Origin of the sequence: Nocardia sp. GCM10030253, assembly GCF_042675075.1 — a bacterium.
Taxonomy (GTDB): domain Bacteria; phylum Actinomycetota; class Actinomycetes; order Mycobacteriales; family Mycobacteriaceae; genus Nocardia.
Genome location: NZ_JBHTDL010000012.1, coordinates 468228 through 487973, shown reverse-complemented (window position 1 = coordinate 487973; position 19746 = coordinate 468228). Strand labels below are relative to the sequence as shown.

Annotated in this window: 20 protein-coding genes; 11 read left to right on the top strand and 9 right to left on the bottom strand. The window is 66.4% G+C overall.

The window, feature by feature from the left end; all coding sequences use genetic code 11:
- Window positions 1-8: 8 nt before the first annotated feature.
- The 3 genes from ACFQZZ_RS28590 to ACFQZZ_RS28580 all read right to left on the bottom strand — a co-directional run bounded on the left by ACFQZZ_RS28590 (window position 9) and on the right by ACFQZZ_RS28580 (window position 4499).
- Window positions 9-1220, bottom strand: a complete 1212-nt coding sequence (locus ACFQZZ_RS28590) for an FxsB family cyclophane-forming radical SAM/SPASM peptide maturase (protein ID WP_378686894.1) — start codon at window positions 1218-1220, stop codon at window positions 9-11.
- A gap of 105 nt (window positions 1221-1325) precedes the next feature.
- The gene (locus ACFQZZ_RS28585; protein WP_378686893.1) at window positions 1326-1691 is read right to left on the bottom strand and encodes a hypothetical protein; all 366 of its coding nucleotides are present in this window, start codon (window positions 1689-1691) and stop codon (window positions 1326-1328) included.
- A gap of 207 nt (window positions 1692-1898) precedes the next feature.
- On the bottom strand, window positions 1899-4499 hold the full coding sequence (locus ACFQZZ_RS28580; protein WP_378686891.1) for an AAA family ATPase: 2601 nt from the start codon (window positions 4497-4499) through the stop codon (window positions 1899-1901).
- A 160-nt stretch (window positions 4500-4659) separates the two neighbouring features.
- On the opposite strand from ACFQZZ_RS28580, the gene ACFQZZ_RS28575 reads away from it, so the two are divergent.
- The 6 genes from ACFQZZ_RS28575 (at window position 4660) to ACFQZZ_RS28550 (ending at window position 10099) form a co-directional block, all read left to right on the top strand.
- Window positions 4660-5475, top strand: a complete 816-nt coding sequence (locus ACFQZZ_RS28575; protein ID WP_378686890.1) for a DUF5666 domain-containing protein — start codon at window positions 4660-4662, stop codon at window positions 5473-5475.
- Between the two features lie 92 nt (window positions 5476-5567).
- The gene (locus tag ACFQZZ_RS28570; RefSeq protein ID WP_378686888.1) at window positions 5568-6764 is read left to right on the top strand and encodes a hypothetical protein; all 1197 of its coding nucleotides are present in this window, start codon (window positions 5568-5570) and stop codon (window positions 6762-6764) included.
- Between the two features lie 25 nt (window positions 6765-6789).
- A complete protein-coding gene (locus ACFQZZ_RS28565; protein WP_378686886.1) occupies window positions 6790-7602 on the top strand; it encodes an SDR family NAD(P)-dependent oxidoreductase in 813 nt (270 codons plus the stop codon).
- Between the two features lie 2 nt (window positions 7603-7604).
- Complete coding sequence (pyrE, locus tag ACFQZZ_RS28560; protein ID WP_378686884.1) at window positions 7605-8183, top strand: orotate phosphoribosyltransferase; 579 nt, start codon at window positions 7605-7607, stop codon at window positions 8181-8183.
- A gap of 147 nt (window positions 8184-8330) precedes the next feature.
- On the top strand, window positions 8331-9389 hold the full coding sequence (locus tag ACFQZZ_RS28555; RefSeq protein ID WP_378686883.1) for a beta-ketoacyl-ACP synthase 3: 1059 nt from the start codon (window positions 8331-8333) through the stop codon (window positions 9387-9389).
- Between the two features lie 2 nt (window positions 9390-9391).
- Window positions 9392-10099, top strand: coding sequence for a lysoplasmalogenase family protein (locus ACFQZZ_RS28550; protein ID WP_378686881.1), 708 nt, complete (start codon window positions 9392-9394; stop codon window positions 10097-10099).
- Window position 10100: 1 nt separating this feature from the next.
- Here the strand turns inward: ACFQZZ_RS28550 and ACFQZZ_RS28545 are convergent, their stop codons facing one another.
- The 3 genes from ACFQZZ_RS28545 to ACFQZZ_RS28535 form a co-directional block, all read right to left on the bottom strand.
- A complete protein-coding gene (locus ACFQZZ_RS28545) occupies window positions 10101-10547 on the bottom strand; it encodes a hypothetical protein (RefSeq protein ID WP_378686879.1) in 447 nt (148 codons plus the stop codon).
- Between the two features lie 116 nt (window positions 10548-10663).
- Entirely contained in the window at window positions 10664-11332 is a 669-nt protein-coding gene (locus tag ACFQZZ_RS28540) for a LuxR C-terminal-related transcriptional regulator (protein WP_378686877.1), read from the bottom strand.
- Window positions 11329-12705, bottom strand: coding sequence for a sensor histidine kinase (locus ACFQZZ_RS28535; protein WP_378686876.1), 1377 nt, complete (start codon window positions 12703-12705; stop codon window positions 11329-11331). Before ACFQZZ_RS28535 ends, ACFQZZ_RS28540 begins: the two co-directional genes overlap by 4 nt.
- A gap of 92 nt (window positions 12706-12797) precedes the next feature.
- On the opposite strand from ACFQZZ_RS28535, the gene ACFQZZ_RS28530 reads away from it, so the two are divergent.
- From ACFQZZ_RS28530 to ACFQZZ_RS28520, 3 genes are all read left to right on the top strand, one after another.
- Complete coding sequence (locus ACFQZZ_RS28530) at window positions 12798-13130, top strand: DUF4190 domain-containing protein (RefSeq protein ID WP_378686874.1); 333 nt, start codon at window positions 12798-12800, stop codon at window positions 13128-13130.
- 60 nt (window positions 13131-13190) lie between these two features.
- Window positions 13191-13877, top strand: coding sequence for a TrmH family RNA methyltransferase (locus tag ACFQZZ_RS28525; protein ID WP_378686873.1), 687 nt, complete (start codon window positions 13191-13193; stop codon window positions 13875-13877).
- A 144-nt stretch (window positions 13878-14021) separates the two neighbouring features.
- Complete coding sequence (locus ACFQZZ_RS28520) at window positions 14022-15110, top strand: glycoside hydrolase family 76 protein (RefSeq protein ID WP_378687159.1); 1089 nt, start codon at window positions 14022-14024, stop codon at window positions 15108-15110.
- Window positions 15111-15204: 94 nt separating this feature from the next.
- On the opposite strand, the gene ACFQZZ_RS28515 is transcribed toward ACFQZZ_RS28520, so the two are convergent.
- Window positions 15205-15888 (bottom strand): DedA family protein, encoded by a 684-nt coding sequence (locus ACFQZZ_RS28515; protein WP_378686872.1) that lies wholly within the window; start codon window positions 15886-15888, stop codon window positions 15205-15207.
- Between the two features lie 22 nt (window positions 15889-15910).
- Complete coding sequence (locus ACFQZZ_RS28510; RefSeq protein WP_378687157.1) at window positions 15911-16573, bottom strand: DedA family protein; 663 nt, start codon at window positions 16571-16573, stop codon at window positions 15911-15913.
- A 509-nt stretch (window positions 16574-17082) separates the two neighbouring features.
- On the opposite strand from ACFQZZ_RS28510, the gene fbaA reads away from it, so the two are divergent.
- Both fbaA and ACFQZZ_RS28500 read left to right on the top strand, forming a co-directional pair.
- Window positions 17083-18117, top strand: a complete 1035-nt coding sequence (fbaA, locus tag ACFQZZ_RS28505; protein ID WP_378687155.1) for a class II fructose-bisphosphate aldolase — start codon at window positions 17083-17085, stop codon at window positions 18115-18117.
- A 30-nt stretch (window positions 18118-18147) separates the two neighbouring features.
- The gene (locus ACFQZZ_RS28500) at window positions 18148-19266 is read left to right on the top strand and encodes a BTAD domain-containing putative transcriptional regulator (protein ID WP_378686870.1); all 1119 of its coding nucleotides are present in this window, start codon (window positions 18148-18150) and stop codon (window positions 19264-19266) included.
- On the opposite strand, the gene ACFQZZ_RS28495 is transcribed toward ACFQZZ_RS28500, so the two are convergent.
- Entirely contained in the window at window positions 19260-19595 is a 336-nt protein-coding gene (locus ACFQZZ_RS28495) for an excalibur calcium-binding domain-containing protein (RefSeq protein WP_378686868.1), read from the bottom strand. The two genes, ACFQZZ_RS28500 and ACFQZZ_RS28495, sit on opposite strands and share 7 nt — an antisense overlap.
- Between the last annotated feature and the right edge of the window lie 151 nt (window positions 19596-19746).

Sequence of the window (19746 nt, the reverse complement as noted above, 5' to 3'; positions counted from 1 at the left end):
GAACACCATCATCCGACGGCCGCCGCCGTGATGTCGGCCCTGATGCGAGATTCGATGTGGCGGATCAATTTCACGAGATCGGCGCAATAGATCGAGGGATTCCGGAAGCCGGTGCCCTCGCGATAACGGTGCACGTAGTGTCCGCCGCCGCAGACATTGTGGAGGGGGCAGGCCCGGCAGGTGTCGCTCAATGCCTCGATCCCGATCTGCCGAGCGATCACATGCGGATCCCACAGCGCTTCATCGAGCGGGTTGCCGGTCACTGTCTGCTCGATCTTGGTGGCGCCCGCGAAAGCCGACTTCAACTCGTCGACCTGTTCGAGGGTCCCGTCCGTCTCGAACACCGCGAGGCGGACCGGTGCCAGACCGACTGCCTCCGTCGAGGCGTTGCCGCCGAGCAGCAGCTCGATCACCACATCGAAGAGCCGGACCCTGGTCTCCACTTCGGGGGCGTTGTACCAGCGGTCGAAGATCGGGATCAGCCAGTCGGCATACGGAGTGGTGGTGGGATCGGCGGTCTTGGCCGGTGGCGGCGTGGTCCAGTTGCCGTGGGGCAAAAGGAAATCGAGGGCGGGTGGGCCGAATTGTAGAAGCGCCTCATAGGTTTCGATCGGGTCGTTCTCGACATCGACCGTGCACAGGAGCCCGGAGTACAGATGTCGATGGTCGCCGCCGATGAGCAGCTCCAGCCCTTTCGCGACATCGTCGAAGCTGCCCGTGCCACGGCGATACTTCCGGTGGCGGTCATTGGCGTCGCGGTCGCCGTCGAGACTGACGCCGATTTGGATGCCCCAGCGGTCGCAGATCCGAAGGAACTCCTCGTCGATCAGGACGCCATTTGTCTGGATTCCCAGGCGCACCTTGGTGATCGGCTCCAGCAGCTCGCGCGCGGACCGGGCGAAGTACTCCAGCTTCTCGTGTCCGACGAGTAGCGGTTCGCCGCCGTGCATCACCAGATTCACCGCAGGCACCGCGAAGCGCCGCGCGTGCTCGGCGATTGTCTTGCAGGAGTCGGTGAATACCTGATCATCCATGTTCTTGGGTTGGTCGCGCCAGCTCTGGTCCGCCATTTCATAGACGTAGCAGTAGTCGCAGGCCAGGTTGCAGCGACTGTGGATCTTCATGACGTACTCGACGAAAGGGAGGGGCTGCCAACCGATTCGGCGCAACCCTTCGACGTCCAGTCCGACCGTAGGCCACGATGCGCCCTCGGGATTCATCTTCTTCGCCTCCTTGGAGATGTCCGGTCGACTCCTCCGGGTGGACCCCGGCGCGCCGGAAGGGACGCGCCGGGGCCACCCGGAGTTTCGGCCTGTTGCGTCGGACTACAGGTTCGGGCTGATGAAGGAGTTGAAGGCGTGGTCTTCGTTGCTGATGAAGGAGTTGAAGGCGTGGCCTTCGTTGGTGATGGCCGAGTTGAAGACGTAGCCTTCGTTGGCGATGGCCGAGTTGAAGGCGTAGTCCGCGTCGACGATGGCCGAGTTGAAGGCGAAGTCCTCGTTGGCGATGGCTGAGTTGAAGCCCTCGTTGGCGATGGCCGAGTTGAACGCGTGACCTTCGCCGTCGATGCGCGGAGTCAGATGACGCTGCAGCGCGGGATGCACAGCGGACCCGGTCGACAGCTTTCCGGCCAGCTCGGCAAGACCGATTCCGGCCGTGGCGCCGGTCGGAGCGGTGAGTGTTGTTGTCATGGCGATTCCTTACCAACAAAGGTGATCGGCCGACCTCGACTTGTAGTCGGCCGGCTTGGGGCCGAAGTCCGGATAGCGCGTGACAGCACGTTTCTCACGGACGTTCCGGCTGTTGCCGGTAGCCCCAGCAGGACGCTACGTGCGCGAAATCACTTGCGGTATCAGACAACTTTCGGACATCTGACGGATCAATGGCCGGTGGGCTCGTCAGGATTCGTCGGAACCGCCGTGCCCGAGATCGACTCGGGCGAGCCCGTTCCTGTTGGTGACACCCAGCTTGGGGAAGGCTCGATAGAGATGGTGGGCAACGGTTTTGGGGCTCAGTAGCAGCCGGGCGCCGATCTCCTTGTTCGTCGAGCCCGCGGCGGCGAGCCGCACCACCTGTAGCTCCTGTGGCGTGAGCAGCGCGGTCACATCAGACCCTTTCGACACGGTCGCCTCACCCGCCGCACGCAGCTCGGTGCGGGCCCGTTCGGCCCACGGCTCGGCATCGAGCCGCTCGAAGGTGCTCGCCGCGCCGCGCAGCACCGAACGCGCCTTGGTCTTGCACCGGTCGCGCCGCAGCCATTCGCCGTACAGCAGCGCGGTGCGGGCGTGGTCGAACCAGCGTCGCTCGGCGGCGTGCAGGTCGAGCGCGCGCGCATATGCCGCACCGTCACCGTCGAGCATCCCGCGGCAGCGCAGCAGATGCGCCTGGATCCATGGTGAATGCGTTGCCGCGAACCACTGTTCGAGCGCGGTTAACGGCTGCTGCGCGCGTTCCGGGCAGCGCAGCCGGACCGCCACCTCGACCCGGTCGCTCATGAGATGAACCCACTGGCCCAACGCCCGGTCCGGTCGTTCCCACAGCGCCTCGAACCGATCGAGCGACGCCTCGTAACGACCGTAGGCGAGGTCGAGCAGCCCGAGCGCCCACTCGGCGTGTGCGATATCAAAGGCGCTGAAATCGGTACTGGCTTGGCGCAAGCAGTGTTCGGTGAGTTCGCGACAGCGTTCTTCCTCGCCGCTGATCGCCGCGATGACGGCCAGGATCGACTCGGCTTGGCCGACCCGGTTCGGTTGGTCCACCTCGTGCGCGATCCGCAGTCCGTCGGTCAGCGCGGCCCGCGCCTCACGAAAGTGGCCGAGCAGCATCTCGACGGTTCCGAGGGCGCCGTTGACCGCGGGCAGCGAGCCGTCCATCGCCTGCTCCCGGCACATCCTGGCCAGCCCGACCAAGATGTCGCGCGCGTCATCGAGATCGCCCGCGGCGGTCGCCTGGTTTGCCACCGCGACCATTACCGACGGCTCACCGGAGTACCGCGCCCTGCTGCGCCGCACATTCGTCCGGATGAGCCGCACCCCCGCCGCGTGGTCACTGGAGTGCAGCGCGAGCGGTCCGTCCACCGCGGCGAGGAAGTTCGCTCGCTTCGGTCCGAGGTCGAGCTCGGCCATGGCCATCCGCGCGGTAGCCACCGCGCACAGCTTTCCGGTGGTCCATGCCGCGGTGGCGGCGCCGATCAGCATCTGCGCCGCACGATGTGGTTGCACGGACGCGAGGTCCGCGGCGCCATCGACCAGCAGCTGGTATCCGGCGCGCAGCGATCCACGCTCGAATTCGACACGGGCTCGGACAATGGCCAATCGGGCCCGATCGTCGGGCCCCACGTCCGTCGAACCGATCGACTCGTCGGCCAGGCCGAGAGCTCGCTGTGGTTGGCCTGCATCCATGGCGGCTTCGGTGGCGCGGACAAGGCGGCGGGTTCGGTCGGCCGGGTCGGGGCTGAGCCGGGCTGCTCGCTCCCACGCTGTTGCCGCGGTGGCGTACCCGGTGCGGGTGCATGCACGCAGCGCGACCGCCTCCAGTGCGGCGGCCGCCGGTTCGTCCGGTCCGATAGCGGCCGCGGCGAGATGCCAGGCCCGACGGTCCGGTTGATCGGTGAGTGCCGCGGCGAGCGCCGCATGCACCGCGAGCCGCTGGGTAAAAGGTGCGTTCCGGTATACGGCTGCGCGCTCGAGCGGATTCGGGAAACTTATCGACTGCTCCATCACGGTCACCACGCCGGACCTTTCGGCGGCCTCCAGCGCGTCGACCGTCAACCCGAGATCGGCGAGAACCCGCAACACCAGATCGAGGTCACCGGTTTCCTCGGTGGCCGCCACCAGCACCGCCATCCGCGCGATATCGGGCCTGTCGATGGACTGGCTCCGTCGACCGTTCCGCAGCGCACTTTCGTGCTGCTCGGTAGTCCTGACCACCGACAGGCCCCGCTGCGGCGCGGCATCCAGCGGCCGCAGGCGCACCACGGGCAAGCCGGGCGCGGTGAACTCCGTCCGCCCCGCGAACACGAGCGCGATCCGCTCGGCGCCGAGCCTTCGCGCGGTGAACAGCAGCACGTCGGCCGATGGCTGATCGAGCCATTGCGCGTCGTCGATCAGGCACAGCACCGGATGCGCGCCCGCGAGCTCCGCAAGTAGCGATACCGTGCCGACGGCGACCAGCGACTGATCAGCGACCTGTGGCCCGCCGAGCACTCCGAATACCGCCAGAAGCGCCGCACGTTGTTGCTCGGGCAGTCTGTCGATGTAGCCGAGTGCGGGCGATAACAGCACCCGCAGCGCGCCGAACGGCAGGTCCGCCGCGTCTTCGGTGCCCGCGCAGCGCAACACCAGCCAGGCAGAATCGACCATTTTTGCCGCGAGACCCAACACCGCGGACTTTCCGGCGCCCGGCTCGGCGACGATCAGCACAGCGGCACTCTGTCCCGCCGCCGCGCCGTTCAGCAGTGCCCGGATCCGTAACTGTTCTTCGACCCGGCCATATAACACGGCATCCAAAGTAGCTGGCCCGCAACCTTTCCGAACCCCCCAGCTCTGGTGGTAAACCTAAGAACGGGTAAAGGTTTCGGGTAGTGTCGCGGCTTCGACCCGACCGCCGGATGGCCACGTCCGACTGCTTGATGGGCTGACCCGGCTTACCCTGGACGCCATGACCAATCGGGACGACCCGTGGGCGCAGCGGCCGGAGGATGCTCCGACCGAGTATCTGGGTACGCCGGAGAAGTCCGGATTCGAGCAACCCGCGCACACGACGGAGTACACCGAGGCATACGGCCGCGGCACCGGTTCGGTGTACTCGTCAGAGCAACCCGAGCCGTGGACGCCGCCGCCGGTGAACGCCACCCGTGAGTTTCCGCCCTACGACAACCAGTGGGGCGCTTACGAGAGCACCCACGGTCAGCAGTGGGCCGACCCGACCGTGCAGGCCACAGGCGCTATGCCGGGCTACGGCGGCAGGGTCCCGCAGGGTCCGCACGATCAACCACCGCAACCACCCAAGCGCAATACCGGGTTGTGGGTCGCACTGACGATCGGCATCGTCGCGCTGGTCGCGATCGTCGGTGTCATCGCAGGACTTCTCCTCGGCGGCGAGGACTCGTCGTCGACGAGTGCCGCGAGTACCTCGACGCTGCCGAGCCCGGCCCGGGTGACCGGTATACCGAGGTCCGGCCAGTCCACGGCGACAATGCCGAGCATCCCCGGGCTCGGCAATATCGACGAACTCGGCGCGACCATGGGCACCATCAGCGCCAACAACGGCGGCACCCTGACCCTCGACACGATGACGGGCGGCTCGGTCACCGTGCACACCGACGCCAACACCCAGGTGATCTCGCTGAGCGCGGCCGAGGTCGCCGATCTGCCCATCGGTGACATGGTCGTGGTGCAAGGCGACAAGGCTCCGGACGGGACGATCCGGGCCAAAATCATCATCAGCACCTCGCTGCCGGGAGGACCGAGATGAGCGACCCGAATGACCTGTGCCCGGCCTTCTCTCGGCCCGGCGCGGGGCCAATGTCGGACTCCGTCCGGCCGGGACTATTAGGGTAGACGGCGATGACGGCAATGTGGTTCGGGTTGGCGGCGATCGCGCTGGTAGGTGCGATCGTGCTGCTCTATTTCGATCGGGTCCAACGACAGCGGACCGGTCATGCGCGCCAGGTCTGGGCGAAGTCCCAGGGATACACGTACGTGTCGGTGGAGCCGGCACTCGCGTCGACCTGGCGCCGCGGTGCGTTGGCCAAACTCGGCTACCTATCCGCGGTGGATGTGGTGTCCGGTATCCGCAAGGGCGAGAAGTTCGTCCTTTTCGATCTGGAGGACGCGGCGACGCTGGTCGCGGTGCGTAGGCAGATCGGCTCGGATATCGACGTCGACATGCGGCTCAAGACCGCGTCACCGCCCAAGGACGCTGATCTGGAACTACTCGGCGCCATCGGTGACCGCGTGGTCTTCGCGACCAATCCGGAGATCGCCAGGCACGCCGTCGACCAGCGGATGGTCGCCTTTATCGAGACTCTGCCCGACACGGTGCAAATGCTGTGGAGCGAGGGCAACTGGACACTCGGCATGCTGAATGTCGGTACCACCGCGCGGGATTGGGAGATCGCCATCGACGCGGTGCTGCGGCTTTCCGGTCTGCTGCACGTGTTGCCGCCGGTCAGCGATGTGCTCGGGATGGACTCGGGCGACCACGACCCGGGCCGCCCGCATCCGCGGACTCGGACGCGTCAGCACGACCCGGACGAGCACGGCGAGCCCGACGGCCCGATCGGCGCCGGTCGGACACCGCCGACCGACATGAAGAAGGACGGCGACTCTTACGGCGACTCGGGCTACGCGGCCTCTGCCTATCAGGAATCCGCGTACGAAGAATCCGCGTACGAGGAGTCCGAGTACGAAAAATCGGGCTTCGACAAATCCGGATACAAGAAGCCGCGCTACGACACCTACGACGATCCGGACTTGGACGAGGGACCCGAACAGCGTGCGCCGCTTGCGTCGGCCGCCCAGGAGCCGCCGCGCAGGCCTTCGCTCGCGGTGGTCCCCGACTCGCGTTCCCGTCCGCGCGACGAATGGCGCGAATCGAGCGACGAGTCCGACGACTGGCCCGCAAAGGATCGCCGCGACCAGTCACCGCATGTCAGCGCCGAGCCGGACGCCGAGTGGCCGCCGGTCGATGAAGCACAGGAGCCGCCAGGTGGCCCGTTCCATCCGGGATTCCGCCCGTACCAGGGACCTGTACCGCAGTGAGCGGTTGTAGAAGAATTGCGGAGACATGACCGATAGTCCTGTTCCCGCGCGCCTGCCCGGCGCAACGCGTCCGGTCGCATTGATTACCGGACCGACCTCCGGCATCGGGCACGGGTACGCCGTGCGACTTGCCTCACTCGGCTATGACCTGGTGCTCGTGGCCCGTGACGAACAGCGCCTTGCCGAGCTCGCCGCGGAGCTGGAACGGAAGTTCGCCACCCGCTCCGAGGTGCTCGCCGCCGATCTCGCCGATGCCGCCGATCGGGAGCGGGTCGCGGCGCGGGCTGCTGATGGCGTGGAATTCCTGGTCAACAACGCCGGATTCGCGTATTCGGGGGAGTTCTGGACATTGGCGCCGGAGCAACTGCAGGCGCAGCTGGATGTCAACGTCACCTCGGTGCTGCGGCTCACCAGGGCGGCGCTGCCGTCGATGGTCGCCGCGGCGAAGGGGTCGATTGTCAACGTGGCCAGCGTCGCCGGTCTGATCCCCGGACGCGGCTCGACGTATTCGGCGTCCAAGGCCTACGTCGTATCCTTCACGGAAGGGTTGGCGGGCGGACTGGCCGGAACCGGTGTTCGGGTCCAGGCCTTGTGCCCGGGTTTCGTCCGCACCGAATTCCATGAGCGAGCCGGCATCGAGATGTCTTCGCTGCCGAAACCGCTGTGGCTGAGTGTCGAGCAGGTTGTCGCCGGTTCGCTGCGTGATCTGGAGAAGGACCGGGTGCTCAGCGTGCCCGGTGTGCAGTACAAAGTGCTCACCACCGTCGCCGGAATGATCCCGCGAACCCTGGCGGCCCGAATGAATCGCGGCTTGTTCAACGCACGCGGAAGGACTTAGACATGATCGACCAGGCAACAAGCAATGACGCGGTTTCCCAGGACGCCGGGTCCGACCGAGACAGATTGGCGGCGCTGGTGCGCGAGCTGGCGGTCGTGCACGGCAGGGTGACGTTGTCTTCCGGCAAGGAGGCCGATTACTACGTCGACCTGCGTCGCGCCACACTGCACCACAGCGCGGGACCGCTGATCGGCAAGTTGCTGCGCGAGCTGGTTGCCGACTGGGACTTCGAATCCGTCGGCGGCCTGACCATGGGCGCCGACCCGGTCGCGCTGGCCGTCATGCACGCACCGGGGCGTCCGATCAACGCTTTCGTGGTGCGCAAGGCCGCCAAGACGCACGGTATGCAGCGTCAGATCGAGGGCCCGGATATCGTCGGCAAGCGGGTTCTCGTGGTCGAAGACACCACCACTACCGGAAATTCCCCGCTCACCGCCGTGCGCGCGCTGCGCGCTGCCGGTGCCACGGTGGTGGGGGTCGCGACGGTCGTCGACCGGGAGACCGGGGCCGACCAGATCATCGCCGCCGAGGGGCTGGAGTACCGGTCTATCCTCGGATTGAAGGATCTCGCCCTCGGTTAAGCTGCGTTTACGGGCCTGGGTCGGGGCCGGACTTCAGATGGGAGCGATGAGCGACCGAAACGGGAGAGCGGCGCGACCCGATATAAGGGACGTATGCCGAGCGCAGCGAGGCGGTCGGGAGACAGCGAAGGGTCGTGTGAGTTACCTGTGGTGAGCATTGCAGTCAACAAGAGCCGTGCGAACGTTGCGATGCTCGGGATCGGTGCTTATCGTCCGCAACGCCTGGTCAGTAATGAAGAGGTGTGCGAGGTCCTCGACTCCACCCCCGAGTGGATCTACGAGCGCACCGGCGTGCGCAACCGGCGCTGGATCAGCGGTGACGAGACGCTGCAGTCGATCGCGGCGGCGGCGGGCGAGCGCGCGATCGTCAACAGCGGTATCGATCGGTCGAAGATCGGCGCGCTGATCTTCGCCACCTCCAGCTGGCTGACGCTGACCCCGCACGGCGCTCCGAAGGTCGCCAACGACCTGGGGATGAACGGGATCGCGGCCTTCGACCTGACGTCCGGGTGCGGCGGTTTCGGCTACGGCCTGGGTGTCGCCGCCGACCTGATCCGCGCGGGTTCCGCCGACTACGTCCTGCTGATCGGCGCCGAGACGATGACAGTCGGACTCGATCCGACCGATCGCGGCACCGCGATGATCTTCGGTGACGGCGCGGGCGCGGTAGTGGTCGGTCCGAGCGAGGAGAACGGCATCTCCCCGACGGTGTGGGGCAGCGACGGCGAGAACGCCGCCGCGATCGCGCAGGATGTCGATTTCCTCGAGTACATGGAGCGGGCGCAGCGGCTGCAGGGCACCGACCCGGTCGTCGAGCCGGTCGGCCGGATGTCGCTGCGGATGGAGGGCCCGCGGGTATTCCGTTGGGCGGCGGTCACTTTGCCGCGTGCGCTGTCGGCCGCGTTGGAGGTGTCCGGGGTCGCCAAGGAGGACATCGAGGTGTTCATTCCGCACCAGGCCAACGCCCGCATCAACGAGCTGATGAAGAAGAACCTCGGGCTGGCCGACGACATCCCGGTGGCCAACGACATCGAGAACACGGGCAACACCTCCGCCGCGTCTATCCCGCTCGCGATGGAAGAGATGCTGGTGACAGGTAAGGCCAAGGGCGGCCAGACGGCCCTGCTGCTCGGCTTCGGCGCGGGCCTGAGCTATGCGGGTCAAGTGGTCACGCTGCCGCCCGCGCCGACCGAGCCGAGCTTCTGACCATGCGGCTGTTTCGGGCCGGGTTTCTCGTCGCGGCGGCCGTCACCGTATATGGGGCGGTCACTGGACGCGAGAAGCTCCAATGGATCGCCAAACCGCTGATGATGCCGCTGCTCGCGGCGGACGTGGTGGCCGAGGGCAAAAGGCTGGATTCCACCGACCGGACGCTGCTGCTCGGGTCGCTCGGTGCCGCGACGGTCGGGGACATCCTGTTGATCGATCCGGACGACGATCGTCGGCTGATTGCGGGCGCTTCGTCGTTCGCGGTGATGCAGACCGGGTATTCGACGCTGTGGTGGCGGCGCGGCGGGCGGCCCCGTGCCGCGGTGGCGGTGCCACGACTGGTTGCCTGGCTCGGCGCGGGTGCGCTGCTGTGGGCGAAGGCGCCCGGTGTCGCCGTACCGCTGACAGCCTATGGCGCCACATTGGGGACCGCGGCGGTGCTCGCCTCCGATCCCGGCGTGGCACCGAATGCGAAAGCTGTTGCGGGAGTGAATATCCCCGACGCCGACCCGCGCAGTCGACTCGGCGTCGGCGCGCTGCTTTTCACTGTTTCCGATGGGCTGATCGTGCTGCGCCGCCTCTTCGCGCGGGGTGAGCGATCTCGTCGTGTCACCGAGGGCGTCATCCTGTCCACCTATGCGGCCGCGCAATACCTGCTCGCGGACCCGAGGGCGCACGCGAAAGTCGCTGTCGCGGTAACGGAATGAGTCAGAGGACCAGGATGATGCGGTCCCGGTTCGCCGGATCGACCCGGATCGAGATGGTCTCGCCGACCGCGAGCCGCGGCTTGTCGGCCGGTGTCACATCGAAAACGATAGTCCCCCGGTAACTTTCGGACCCGGGCACGGTGAGTTCCAGATCGAATTCGGTCAGCTCGGTGTGGTGATCGGTGGGGCGAAGTGGGTGCGCTCCCTCGATCCTCGCCCAGCCCTCGAGGCCGTGGCGCCATAACCGCCGATCCGCCCGTGACGGGCGGACGGCCAGCATCATCCCGATACCGACACACGATCCGAACACGCCGACCAGCGCGATGATCTGATAGGGCTCCGTCCCGGGCGGGGTGTGCGGCAACAGCCACCCCAGCCACAGTCCGAGCAGGATCAGGTACGCGGCGGTCACTCCGAGCACCGTGCGGAAAATGCGCGCGTGGTCCATACCAGCCTCCACCCCGACTGTCCTGCTCTATCCAGGATAGGACGACACGATCGGATGTGAATACACCTTGACGAGACTCCAGAAGACGCCGGAATCGGTCCCGATTTCTCCGGCAATCACCCTTTCAAGCGCAATACGGCAAGTACGCGACGATGATGTGTTTCCGAAGGCGGCAGGTCGAGTTTGGTGAAGATATTGCCGATGTGCTTTTCCACGGCACGTTCGGTGACCGTCAGCGCCGCGGCGATCGCATTGTTGGACAGACCCTGCGCCATCAATTCGAGAACCTCGCGTTCCCGTGGGGTGAGCCTGGCCAGCGAATCCTGTTGCCGGGAGGCGCCCATCAACTGACTCACCACCTCCGGGTCGAGGGCGGTACCGCCGGTTGCCACCCGGTTCAGTGCGTCGATGAAGTCGCGGACGTCGGCGACCCGATCCTTGAGCAGATAGCCGACGCCGCTGGCGCCGCCGGCGAGAAGTTCGGTGGCGTACCGGGTTTCGATCCACTGGGAGAAAACGAGGACGCCGGTCATCGGATATTTCCTGCGCAGCTCGATCGCGGCGAGCAGGCCCTCGTCGGTGAAGGACGGCGGCATGCGCACATCCACCACGGCGACGTCGGGATTGTGCGTGCCGACTACGTCGCTCAGAGTGCTCGCGTCGCCGACCATGGCGACCACCTCGTGGCCGCGCTCGGTGAGCAGGCCCGCGAGTCCGTCGCGCAGGATCACGCTGTCTTCGGCGATCACGATGCGCAGTGGCGTGCTCGACGGTGGGATGGTCATTGCGGCCCGGCTTTCGGTAGCAGGATGGTCACCACGGTGGGTCCGCCCGTCGGGCTCTGCACGGTCAGGGTGCCGTCGACGGCACGCGCTCGTGCCGACAGCCCCGCGAGTCCGCTGCCCGCGAAGTGGTTACCGTCGGTGGGTGGCAGCACGCCGCCGATTCCGTTGTCGCGCACGGTGACCACGATGGTTCGGATGTCGGTCGGCACCACCGACACCCAGATACGGTCCGCATGGGCGTGTTTGACCACATTGGTGAGCAGTTCGGCGACGGAGAAGTACGCGATCGCTTCGATGGCAGGGTGCGGTCGCTCCGGCAGATGCACCCGCAGCTCCACCGGAACCGCGCAGCGTGCCGCCAGGGTCTCCAGTGCGGGCGCCAATCCGAGTTCCAGTGCGGGTGGATGGATTCCGCGCACGAGTTCGCGCAATTCGGTCAGCGCCTCCTTGGAGCTGGCGTGCGCGTCGGCGATCAGATCGCGGGGGTCGCCGCCAACGGCCAGCCGCTCCTCGGCCCGGCCGAGCGCCATGGCGATGGTGACCAGTCGTGCCTGGGTGCCGTCGTGCAGATCCCGCTCCACGCGGCGCAGTGTGTCCGCCGCATTCTCGACCGCGGCCTTTCTGCTCGCCTGCAGTTCGGCCACTTGGGTATCGCGGGCCGTTGCGGCGAGCAACGTGATCGTGAGCGCCCGGTGCAGCCAGCAGGTGCCACGCAGCAGCCACGGCAGGGCGAAGCAGCAGATGATGCCGATCGCCGAGGTGAGCAGCACCTTGGGCCAGCTGTCGATGTAGAGCGAACCGAACTGGAAAAGCGAATGATGCTCGACGCCGTTTTCGTCGACGTTCGTCGGATGCAACAGCGCCCACGGAATGGGCGAGATCGCCGTGAACAGCACCACCGCGATCGCGACGAGCACGAAATAGCCGACGACCACACCGAGCACGGCCTGAGCGAAGAGGAAGAGGATGGCCCGCCAGCTCGCCCGATCGGTGAACGCGCTCCGCAAGAATCCGAAGGGACCCGGCCTCGGCGCGAAGCGCGGCGGTGCGACCACCGGCATACCGAGCAGGTCCCGGCACAACGCCCGATAGATTCGGCCCCAGGTCCGCCCGCCCAGGATCACCAGCGCGAGCACCCACAGTCCGATGATGAAGATCGAGGCGTACAGCCCGCCGAGAAAGCCGAAGAACAGGTAGGCGATGGCGACGCAGCCGAGCGCGAAAACCGTGAAGACGTAGACGAATTCCTTCCAGGTCCGTGCCTCGATCGGCGCCCGTAGCACCGCGCGAAGTACTTCCTTGGCAGCGGATCGGCCGGGTGGTCCGGTCGGCACGTCCAGCACGAGGGTCGGATCGGCGTCTGTCTCGGTCATGAGCTCCATGGTTGTCGTGGCGGCGGCGGGATTCGATGGAGCTGTCCGCCGAATACATGGTGTAGCCAGCCACACCCACTACCATCCAGCGAATGAGCTATCCGCCTCCGCCACCGCAGTACGGCTATTCACCCTATGGGTATGGTCCGCCGCAAGATCACCCGCAAGCCACCACTGTCATGATTCTCGGCATCCTCGGTCTGGTGTTCTGCCAGATTCTCGGACCGTTCGCGTGGGTGATGGGCAAGAAGGCGCTCAACGAGATCGACGCGTCCGGCGGCACGATCGGCGGGCGCAGCAATGTCATGGTCGGCTACGTCTGCGGCATCATCAGCTCGGTGCTGATCATCGTCAGCCTGCTGTTCGTGGTGTTCTTCGTGATTCTCGGCGTCACCGGTGTCTTGGACTCGAACTCCTCCTACTGAGACGCGGCGCGAGTCCGCCTCGTGTGAGGCGGTGGCGCGACCGGAATTAGCATCATCCGAGTGAATGACCCAGTGCCCGACACCTCGGAGCAGGAGCCGACAGGACCCACCGAGTGGGGCGAGCATCCGCATGGTGTCGGTCCATGGGTTGCCGAGCACCGTGAACCGCCGCCGGACGATCCGCGGCTCGACCAGGAACTGCTGGCGGGCGGTGACCGCCGCAATGTGGTCGATGCCTACCGGTATTGGACGCGCGAGGCCATCATCGCCGACATCGATCGGCGCAGGCATCCCTTCCACGTGGCCATCGAAAACTTCGGGCACGACGCGAATATCGGCACCGTGGTGCGCACCGCGAACGCTTTCGCGGCGGCGGCCGTGCACATCGTCGGCAGGCGGCGGTGGAATCGTCGCGGCGCCATGGTCACCGACCGCTACCAGCACATCGAGCATCACACCGACCTCGCCGAGCTGCTCGCCTATGCCGCGCAGGCGGATCTCACGGTGGTCGCGGTGGACAACACCCCCGGTTCGGTACCGCTGGAAACTGTTGCGCTGCCACGCCGCTGCCTGCTGCTGTTCGGGCAGGAGGGCCCCGGTGTCACCGCGCACGCGAAGGACGCGGCGGCCATGACGGTCTCGATCGCCCAGTTCGGTTCGACCCGCAGTATCAACGCGGGCGTCGCGGCGGGTATTGCCATGCACGCGTGGATCCGTCAGCATGCCGATTTGGACTCAGCTTGGTAACGAAAACAGGCGTGTAAATCGCGGTCCAACTGGCACCATTGACCTATGACTTCGCGGAGCCCGCAAACAGGGCAGGGCACGGGTGGGGACAGGGCTGGAGCGAATTCGGCAGCGACGCCGGCCCTGTGGTCGGAGCGGGCCGATATGGCGGAGTCGGCGATCGTCTCTCGCCATCTGCGAGCGCTATGGGCTTGTCCGGGAACGGAATTGGGCGTCGTCGGCTGGCCTGCCACCAAACGCGAGCGCACCTTCGCCTCCTGGCACTACTGGTGGCAGGCACATCTGATCGACTGCGCCACCGACGCGGCCAACCGGGTGCCGACCCCGGCACGCCGTAAGCGCATCGGCGCGATCACCCGCTCACACCGCATCCGCAACATCACCGGCTGGACCAACAACTATTACGACGACATGGCCTGGCTCGCCATAGCTTTGGAACGCGCCGAGCGAACCCAGGACATTACCGAGGCGCGTAGCGCGCTGATCGCGCTGGAGAAGGAGTTGTACGGCGCGTGGGAGCCCGCGCGCGGCGGCGGAATTCCGTGGCGCAAGCGATCGGACTACTTCAATGCACCGGCCAACGGTCCTGCCGGTATCGCGCTGTTGCGACTCGGCAGGCATGCGCGCGCCCAGGAGATGGCCGACTGGCTCGACGAGACGCTGCGCGATCCGGAGACCGGCCTGATCCTCGACGGAATCCATTTGCCCTCAGGCGAAATCGAGCGCCCGGTGTTCAGCTACTGCCAGGGCGTTGTGCTCGGCTTGGAGACCGAGCTCGCGGTGCACACCGGCGAGCCGAGGCATACCGAACGGGTGCACAGACTGCTCACCGCGGTCGAGGAGCACCTGACCACCCGCGGCGTGATCAACGGCGGCGGTGGTGGCGACGGCGGACTGTTCAACGGGATTCTGGCCCGCTACCTCGCGGTGGTCGCGGTGATGCTGCCCGGCGAGGATCGCGAACAGGTCGCGGATCGGCGCAACGCTGCCGCGATCGTGCGTGCCTCGGCCACCGCGGCCTGGGCGAACCGGCTCGATGTCGAGGGCGAGCCGCTTTTCGGTCACGACTGGAGCAAACCGGCGCAGTTGCCCGGCGGCAGATCCGGCGCCGGACATTTCACCACGGGTGGTTCGGTGACCTCGTCGCGGGTTCCGGAGCGCGACCTATCGGTGCAGCTGTCGGGGTGGCTGCTGATGGAGGCCGCCTACCAGGTCAGCGCCGCCGGATTGTAGGCGCCTTCCCTCGGCCGAGCGCAGGGCTGTAGACGGACTCCGTCCGACTGCGCCGTGTGGGCGACAGCGCCGATTGGGCTCAGCCCTCGGAAGCTCAGCCCTCGGACTCGCGCATGCCAGCGGGCGTGGATTCGAGATCGAAGTCCTCGGCGGGCTTGCGCATCTCCTGACGGTAGTGACGGATACCGAGCACGGTCCCGATGATCAGCCCGATCACCAGCGTGCCGATCACGCCGGGCATCAACCATGGCACCCGCTCCAGGAAGCTGCCCGCGTAATAGCCGATGAGCAGCAGCACCGGCGCCCAGATGATCGCGCCGATCGTGCTGGCCACGGTGTATTTGCGGTGATCCATTCCGGCCGCGCCCGCGACCATCGGGCACAGCGTGCGCACCCACGGAATCCAGCGGGCGATCAGCACCGCGAGGAACCCGTGCTTCTGCAGCAGTTCGGTGACCCGTTGCAGATTGCGGGTATTGATGTACCGGCCGTTTTTCCGGGCGACCAGATGATGGCCGGTGCGGTGCCCGATGACGTAACCCACCTGGTTACCGGCGATGGCGGCGAGCATGGTGCCCACCGCCAGCGCCCACACCTGGGTCTCGCCGGTGGCGTGCCCTGCCATCACGATGCCCGCCGTGATCAGCATCGAGTCGCCGGGCAGGAACAGCCCGATGATCACTGCGCACTCGATGAAGACGAAGGTCAGCACCACCGTCCAGACGAGCGCGGGGCCCGCCGAGGTCAGCGGATCGAAATTGCCCACTGCTAGGGGCAACGGTGCAGTCGACACCACCGGCTCAGTGGGTGGGCTCGTTCGCCGAGGCGGCCAGCTCGGCCTCGGGCCGGGCAGCCTCGTTCTTGTTCGCGTTCTTGTTCAGCACCTTCTTCGCCACCGCGAAGATGCCGGGCAGCACCGAGATCAGCACGATGAGCAGGAAGATCGCCTCGACGTGGTCTTTGATGAAGGCGACATTGCCGAGGAAGTAGCCGAGCACCGTCACGCCGCCGCCCCACAGGACCGCACCGACGATGTCGAAGGCCACGAACTTGCGGTAGTTCATCTTGGAAACACCCGCGAGCACCGGCATGAAGGTGCGCACGATCGGCACGAACCGGGCCAGGATGATCGTCTTCGGTCCGTGCTTCTCGAAGAACTCGTGGGTCTCCGTGACGTAGTGCTTCTTGAAGAACCTGCTGTCTTCCTTCTGGAACAGCGCGGGACCGATCGCCCTGCCTATCCAGTAGGCGCATTGGTCGCCCGCGAACGCGACGACGACGACCGCGGGCACCAGAACCCAGATCGATACCGGATTCGGCGTCTGCGCGGCGAGCAGACCGCCGGTGAACAGCAACGAATCGCCGGGCAGGATCGGGAACAGTAGACCGGTCTCGATGAAGACGATGACCAGGATTGCCGGAAGAACCGCGTTCTTCAGCCACGTCTCGGTGAGCAGATGCATCGGATCCAACAGCTGGGTCAGCGCAACATTGCTTACCGATTCTGTCGCTGCGAGCAGAATCACGCGGCCTCCTGTCCGGGTACGGCTGGCCAACTTGCTAATCGTTACGCGGGGGGTGTGTCACCGCGTCGGTAGCTGCCAGCGCAATTACGCGGCCCACAGTACCGGGTTCAGCTGAGAATGCAGTGTTGGATTCGCAGCGCCTGCGGCGCTGCGTGTTCGCGGCCCCTTGGTTTTCGCGTCCGAGCAGCCGAGACTCGCGCCTGCGGCGCATGCGCTTCGGCTGCTCGGACGCGAAACGGGCCGCGAACGGTCGCTCGTAAGACTCGCTGCGTGGTGGGTGGGTGAGGAGGGGCGCTTGCGACTTTGTCGGATGCGCTGGGTCGCGGACGATTGGTCGTGGAGCCGTGTGAGGCATTGTCTTGCCCGTCGAACATGGCGAAAGGCCGCTGGCCTACTCTGTGGCCTGTCAGAATTGTCTATTGCCGCACAACACGGAGGTCTTCACAGTGCCCATCGCGACTCCGGAGGTCTACGCCGAGATGCTCGGTCGGGCCAAAGCGAACTCCTTTGCCTTCCCGGCCATCAACTGCACCTCCTCGGAGACCGTCAACGCGGCCATCAAGGGCTTTGCCGATGCGGGTAGTGACGGCATCATCCAGTTCTCCACCGGTGGTGCGGAATTCGCCTCCGGCCAGGGTGTCAAGGACATGGTCGTCGGCGCGGTCGCGCTGGCCGAGTTCGCGCACGTGATCGCCGCGCGTTATGACGTGACCATCGCGCTGCACACCGACCACTGCCCCAAGGACAAGCTGGACACCTTCGTGCGCCCGCTGATCGCCATCTCCCAGGAGCGGGTGAACGCCGGGCAGAACCCGCTGTTCCAGTCGCATATGTGGGACGGCTCCGCGATCCCGATCGACGAGAACCTAGAGATCGCCAAGGAACTGCTCAAGGCGTGCGCCCAGGCGAACATCATCCTCGAGGTGGAGATCGGCGTCGTCGGCGGCGAAGAGGACGGCGTCGAGGCCGAGATCAACGACAAGCTCTACACCTCGCCCGAGGACTTCCAGAAGACCATCGATGCACTCGGTGCAGGTGAGAACGGCAAGTACCTGCTCGCCGCCACCTTCGGCAACGTGCACGGTGTCTACAAGCCGGGCAACGTGGTGCTCAAGCCCGAGGTGCTGGCCGAGGGCCAGCGGGTGGCCGCCGCCAAGCTCGGTCTTGCCGCCGACGCGCAGCCCTTCGACTTCGTCTTCCACGGTGGGTCGGGCTCGCTGAAGTCGGAGATCGACGACTCGCTGCGGTTCGGCGTCGTGAAGATGAACGTCGACACCGACACCCAGTACGCCTTCACCCGCCCGGTCGCGGGCCACATGTTCACCAACTACGACGGTGTGCTCAAGATCGACGGCGAGGTCGGCAACAAGAAGGTGTACGACCCGCGCAGCTACCTGAAGAAGGCCGAGTCCGCCATGGCGGCGCGTGTCCTCGAGGCGTGCAATGATCTGAAGTCCGCGGGACGGTCGATCAGCGCCTGACCCTTTCAACCCCCCGGGGGCTCCGAGCTCATGAGTCTTGATGTGCGCGTGCTCGGGCCCGTCCGGCTGCTCGTCGGTGGTGAGCCGGTGGCGGTCGGCGGGCCCAAGCCTCGGGCCTTGCTTGCCGCGCTTACCGTGAATCGGCGGCGTGCGGTGGCTTCGGCCGCGCTGGCCGACATGGTGTGGAACGAGGATCCGCCCGATTCCTACGCCGCGAGTCTGCAGGTGTTCGTCTCGAATATTCGTAAGGCGCTGCGCAATTCGGGTGTGGATCCGGCGATGGTGCTGCGCACCGAATCATCGGGCTATCGACTCGAAATCGCTGAGGAAGCCTGCGATCTGGGCCGTTTCGAGGCGGCCCGTGATGCGGGTGCGCGCTGTGCCGAGGTCGGCGATCACCCGGGTGCCGCGCAGTTATTCGGAAATGCACTGCGCGAGTGGAGTGGTCGCGCGTTGGCCGATCTGGCCGGGTTGCAGTTCGCCGACGGCTTCGCGACCGCGATGGATGAGGAGCGGCTGCAGGCCGCCTCCGCCCGTATTGATGCTGAAATCGCCTGCGGACGCGCCCCTTCGGTGATCAGCGAGCTGGTGTCCATGACGGCCGAGCATCCGCTGCGGGAGCCGCTGTGGGGGCAGCTGATCACCGCGCTGTATCTGTCCGGCCGTCAGGCCGACGCGCTCGAAGCCTGCCGCAGGGTGCGCGCGGTGCTCGCCGATGAGCTCGGCATCGATCCCGGTCCCGTCCTCGTCGACCTCGAGCAGCGGGTGCTGCGTCAGGAACCGCTCAGCACGGTCGAACTCAAGCGCACCGAGCGGATGGCCGCGGCGATGACCGAGACAGTCACCGAGATGCCGCGTGCGGTGCGCAGCGGCCAGCTGCGGATGGCCGACGGCCGCGTGCTCGTGATCGGGCACGGCGGGCTGCGGATCGGCCGGATGACCGACAACGACCTGGTCCTCGAGGACCCCAAGGCCAGCCGGTATCACGCGCATATCATGCCGAGCCGGGCCGGCCTGCTGATCAAGGACCTGCATTCGGCCAACGGCGTCTATGTCAATGACGAGCCGATCGAGACCGGCGCCCTACTCGCCGACGGAGACGTCATCCGAATCGGTACCACCGCCCTGACCTTCCAGGCCGTTCAGTAGTCGCAGGCGACCCCGTCCCCATCCGGGTCGAGATACGGCGCGTACCCAGGCTGCCCCCGATACAACGGCAACTTGCCTTCGGCCCGCACCTGATCGCAGTTCGAATAGAACGCCGGTTCCTCCGCCGTCGGCTCCTTCGGCGGCGGCACATTATTTCCCTTCGGCCCCGGCCGGTAACTCGGTATGGGCAGCGAATCATCAGGACCGGATATTGCCGCGGCCTGTGGTGGATCGGCGGCGGCGGTCGGCATCAGCGCCGAGCCGCCCGCCATCAGACAGGCGACGCCGAGCACGGCGAGCCCGTGGCGGTGGATCAGTGAAATGTTCACGCCATCCATCCTCCGCCCAACCATGCGCGTGCGGCCACGCCGAAATCGATGTCGGCGCGGCGTAAATCGCTGCCCGCGAATCGGAAAGTCTCGCGTGCCGAATCGAGTGAGGCGGGTATGGTCGTTCGCTGGTGCGAGTACTCCGAGGGAT

What these genes read in the sequence shown, in the direction of transcription:
- ACFQZZ_RS28565 (WP_378686886.1), top strand. Translation starts at nt 6,790, where the DNA reads ATGACCGATAGTCCTGTTCCCGCGCGCCTGCCCGGCGCAACGCGTCCG.
- ACFQZZ_RS28570 (WP_378686888.1), top strand. Translation starts at nt 5,568, where the DNA reads ATGACGGCAATGTGGTTCGGGTTGGCGGCGATCGCGCTGGTAGGTGCG.
- ACFQZZ_RS28530 (WP_378686874.1), top strand. Translation starts at nt 12,798, where the DNA reads ATGAGCTATCCGCCTCCGCCACCGCAGTACGGCTATTCACCCTATGGG.
- ACFQZZ_RS28535 (WP_378686876.1), bottom strand. Translation starts at nt 12,705, where the DNA reads ATGACCGAGACAGACGCCGATCCGACCCTCGTGCTGGACGTGCCGACC.
- ACFQZZ_RS28520 (WP_378687159.1), top strand. Translation starts at nt 14,022, where the DNA reads ATGGCGGAGTCGGCGATCGTCTCTCGCCATCTGCGAGCGCTATGGGCT.
- ACFQZZ_RS28545 (WP_378686879.1), bottom strand. Translation starts at nt 10,547, where the DNA reads ATGGACCACGCGCGCATTTTCCGCACGGTGCTCGGAGTGACCGCCGCG.
- ACFQZZ_RS28575 (WP_378686890.1), top strand. Translation starts at nt 4,660, where the DNA reads ATGACCAATCGGGACGACCCGTGGGCGCAGCGGCCGGAGGATGCTCCG.
- ACFQZZ_RS28510 (WP_378687157.1), bottom strand. Translation starts at nt 16,573, where the DNA reads ATGCATCTGCTCACCGAGACGTGGCTGAAGAACGCGGTTCTTCCGGCA.
- ACFQZZ_RS28590 (WP_378686894.1), bottom strand. Translation starts at nt 1,220, where the DNA reads ATGAATCCCGAGGGCGCATCGTGGCCTACGGTCGGACTGGACGTCGAA.
- ACFQZZ_RS28585 (WP_378686893.1), bottom strand. Translation starts at nt 1,691, where the DNA reads ATGACAACAACACTCACCGCTCCGACCGGCGCCACGGCCGGAATCGGT.
- pyrE (WP_378686884.1), top strand. Translation starts at nt 7,605, where the DNA reads ATGATCGACCAGGCAACAAGCAATGACGCGGTTTCCCAGGACGCCGGG.
- ACFQZZ_RS28540 (WP_378686877.1), bottom strand. Translation starts at nt 11,332, where the DNA reads ATGACCATCCCACCGTCGAGCACGCCACTGCGCATCGTGATCGCCGAA.
- ACFQZZ_RS28500 (WP_378686870.1), top strand. Translation starts at nt 18,148, where the DNA reads ATGAGTCTTGATGTGCGCGTGCTCGGGCCCGTCCGGCTGCTCGTCGGT.
- ACFQZZ_RS28550 (WP_378686881.1), top strand. Translation starts at nt 9,392, where the DNA reads ATGCGGCTGTTTCGGGCCGGGTTTCTCGTCGCGGCGGCCGTCACCGTA.